The sequence below is a fragment of the Bacillus sp. JJ1474 genome (assembly GCF_036965225.1).
Lineage (GTDB): Bacteria > Bacillota > Bacilli > Bacillales > Cytobacillaceae > Cytobacillus.
This window is the reverse complement of record NZ_JBALPC010000141.1, coordinates 1-3,720: the sequence shown is the minus strand read 5'-3', so window position 1 is coordinate 3,720 and position 3,720 is coordinate 1. Positions and strand designations below refer to the sequence as shown.

The following is a 3,720-nucleotide window of genomic DNA, read 5'->3' as shown; positions in this document are numbered from 1 at the left end:
CCGATAAACACACTTTGTCAACTATTTAGATAAAGGCTCTTTCCTGTCCAATTACCGCTCCCTCTGAAGAAAGACCTTTCCCATTATCCGGAAAGGTCTTATTTATTCTAGTTCTTCGTATTTTTTGAAATTGGCCCACACGCAATCAAATCACCAGAATCACCTGATGGCTGTGTCAACGCTCATACTTACCTGTTATTATTTGTGATTAAATACAAACCTTAATTAATTATTACTTGGGAATGCAAATGACAGACTTTTGTCTTCACTTGTTGATAGCCAGCGTTCTGAAATCATCTTTGATTTTGTATAAAATTTTGCTTGATCTGGACCAAACATTTGGCCATCACCAAATCTTGAGCCCTTAAAACCAGCAAAGTTATGATAACCAACCGGAATTGGAATTGGAACGTTTACACCGACCATTCCTACATCAATTTCAGTTGTGAATTTTCTGGCTGCCAGTCCATTGTTTGTAAAAATCGTTACGCCATTTCCTAATTCATGCTGATTGATTAATTTAATCGCTTCCTCTAATGTGTTTACACGTACAATATTTCGAACGGGACCGAAGACTTCTTCATCGTAAATTTCCATGCCCGGTTTTACATGATCAAGCAAAGTTGGTGCCAAGAAGAAGCCTTTGCTATTTTTTGTTATGTCTTTATTACGTCCATCACAAATGATTTTTGCACCTTCTTCTTCACTGCGGTCAATGGCTTTCAAAATATTTTCTTTTGCTTGCGGAGAGATAACCGGGCCATAATCGACATTCTCTGTATAAGCCCCCACTTTTAAGTTATCAATCTTTTCTTTTAAAATTTCTACTAAGCGATCCGCCGTTTCTTGACCCACTGGCATTAATGTAGAAATGGCCATACATCGTTGAGAAGCAGCCCCATACCCTGCACTGATGAAAGCATTCGCTACTTGTTCTAAATCAGCATCTGGCATGACTACCATATTATTTTTGCCTCCGCCTAATGCAACGACACGTTTTCCATATTTAGCGCTTGTTTCATAAATATATTGTGCTACAGGTGTTGAGCCAACAAAAGAAACTGCCTGTACTGCCGGATTTTCAAGGAGTTCATTAACCGCCTCTTTATCTCCATTGATGACTGTCCAAATACCATCTGGAAGCCCTGCTTCTTTCCATAATTCACTCACAAATAAGGGTGTCATAGGCACTCGCTCGGAAGCTTTTAAAATAACAGCATTTCCTACTGCTACCGCCATACATGTCTGGGCTAGCGGCACCATGATTGGAAAGTTGAATGGAGAGATTGCGGTAACTACACCTAGCGGATATTTAGCGGAATAAGCATTAATTTCCCCGCCTACATTTACTGAATATTCGCCTTTCATTAAATGAGGAGCATTTATAGCTAAATCTACAGATTCTATCCCGCGGGTAATTTCACCTATTGCGTCTTCTTCTGTTTTTCCGCTTTCCGTGCAGATTAATTCAATTAATTTATCTTTATTTTCCGTTAGCAAGTGCCGGAATTTCATTACAACCTCTGCGCGTTTAGCTACTGAGATATCCCGCCATGCAGGGAATGCAGCCTCTGCTTTTTCAATTGCATCTTTCACTTCCTCTGCGGAAGCTAACGGCACTTTGGCAATGACTTCTCCTGTAGCAGGATTGAACACATCGGAGAAACGGCCGCTTTTACCAGCAGTCATTTTTCCCTCAATAAAATGTGTAAGTTCTTTCACTTCAGTAATGTTTGTCATTATCGTAGTCTCCTTTCAATAATTAAGCAGCAAATATCATATAGAAAATATGACTCTATCCGTGCGATTCTACTATTTGGGATAAACACTCATAAAGCTTCAATTGCTTGCACTAATCTTGCAAGAATGAAATCCTTTTCCTCCAAGGTAATATTTAATGGTGGGGAAAGTGTTAATACATTGTTATAGCCCGCAACTGTCACACCGTTTTTCCCAATAATCAGCCCTTGTTCTTTACATTTTGCAATGACTTGATTGACTTTCTCTACAGGTAATGGATTCTTTGTGCTGCGATCTTCTACTAGCTCAATTCCTATAAGCAATCCCTTTCCTCGAATATCTCCAACATGAGGGGATTGTGATAGTTTATTTTTTAATTCAGTAACTAAAATCTCACCCATGATAGAAGATTGTTCAAATAAATTTTCTCGTTCCATAATTTCCAAGTTTTTCAATGCAACTGCACATGCCGCGGGAGAGCCTCCAAATGTATTAACATGACGGAAAAAGTCATAGTTTCCGTTTCTAGTGAACTCGTCATAAATTTCTCTCTTTACAGCTGTTGCAGAAAGTGGCATATATGCGCTCGTAAGCCCCTTTGCCATCGTGATAATGTCAGGCTGCACTCCGTAATGTTGATGGCCGAAGGCTTTTCCTGTACGTCCGAAGCCGCAGATTACTTCATCTGCTATTAGTAAGACGCCGTGTTTCTCGCAAACTTCTTTTACACCTTTTAAATAATCATCAGGAGGCATAATGACCCCCCCGCCTGTAATAATCGGTTCCAAAATCATGGCAGCTATCGTTTCTGAGTGTTCCCATGTCATAATTTCATCTACTGCTTTAACAGAAGGTAAATCGGCTACATTCTTATATCCATCCTCATTGTAACGGTACTGATCCGGCGCTTTAACATGAATAAATCCTGGCGATAATGGTTCGTATTTGTATTTCCGTTCAGCTTGCCCTGTTGCCGCGAGTGCGCCCATAGAGTTCCCGTGATAGGCGCGATAACGCGAAACAATTTTATAACGTGTTCCTTGCCCTTTTTGCTGGAAATATTGGCGAGCAATTTTAAATGCTGTTTCATTCGCTTCTGAGCCGCTATTTGAGAAAAATACAACGTAATCCCCGCCTAATAAATCACTGATTTTCTCGGCTAGTAAAATCGCTGAAGGATGGCTAACCGTTAAGGGAGTATAATTGTTCTCAAGGAGTTGGTCATATGCAGCCTTTGCAATTTCTTCCCTTCCATAACCAACGTTTACACACCATAAACCTGACATGGCATCTAAATAGCGATTCCCCTCTATATCCGTCAGCCAAGCTCCTTTCGCTTTTTGAATAATAGTCGTAGCTTGCGGGTTATAAGGCTTCATTGAATTCCAAAGATATTTCTCATCTTTCGTGACTAAACTTTCAGTAATATGAACATTCCTCATTTGAGCCACTCCTTTAGAAATTTGTTACTTCTGCCTTAATTGTGAGGCTTAATATCATGGTTATCATCAGACACAATGTTAAATGATAACTAATTACCGTTTCACACATTGACACTTTTTGATAGCTAAATTCATTCCCGGGCAGATCAAGGCCTTGATACGAATTTGACAAAATGAACAGAATGTATTTTTACTAAGAATCAAACTGCTAGCAACAAATAACTGAATATTCAAAATTAGAAAATTAAAATCCTGCTCTACTTGGAATTCTCAGAGTCTATAATCTGGAAGTTATATTGAGTTGCAAGCAGCATCAATTCAACAGCTAGGCGCTTTGGTGGAAGCATATAATCACTTCCTATTAAACTTTCAATTTTGGATAAGCGATGATATAAAGTTTGGCGGACGATAAATAGCTTCTTTGCAGTCTCATTTTTTAGACAATTACATTGCAGATAAGCTTGTAATGTTTCAATCAGTTGTCCATTATTTTTTGCATCATAATCATAGAGAGGCTTTAAATATTTTTTAGCTAAAT

General features: G+C 38.9%; 3 protein-coding genes. All 3 read right to left on the bottom strand.

Annotated elements, in window-relative coordinates; all coding sequences use genetic code 11:
- Nucleotides 1-225: 225 nt before the first annotated feature.
- Nucleotides 226-1,740 carry a CoA-acylating methylmalonate-semialdehyde dehydrogenase gene (locus V7164_RS16855; RefSeq protein WP_335354665.1) on the bottom strand — a complete coding sequence of 505 codons (1,515 nt, stop codon included), beginning with the start codon at nucleotides 1,738-1,740 and terminating at the stop codon, nucleotides 226-228.
- An 89-nt stretch (nucleotides 1,741-1,829) separates the two neighbouring features.
- A complete protein-coding gene (locus V7164_RS16850; RefSeq protein ID WP_335347587.1) occupies nucleotides 1,830-3,182 on the bottom strand; it encodes an aspartate aminotransferase family protein in 1,353 nt (450 codons plus the stop codon).
- Between the two features lie 257 nt (nucleotides 3,183-3,439).
- On the bottom strand, nucleotides 3,440-3,720 hold a 281-nt coding region (locus V7164_RS16845; RefSeq protein WP_335354664.1), incomplete at its 5' end, for a helix-turn-helix domain-containing protein.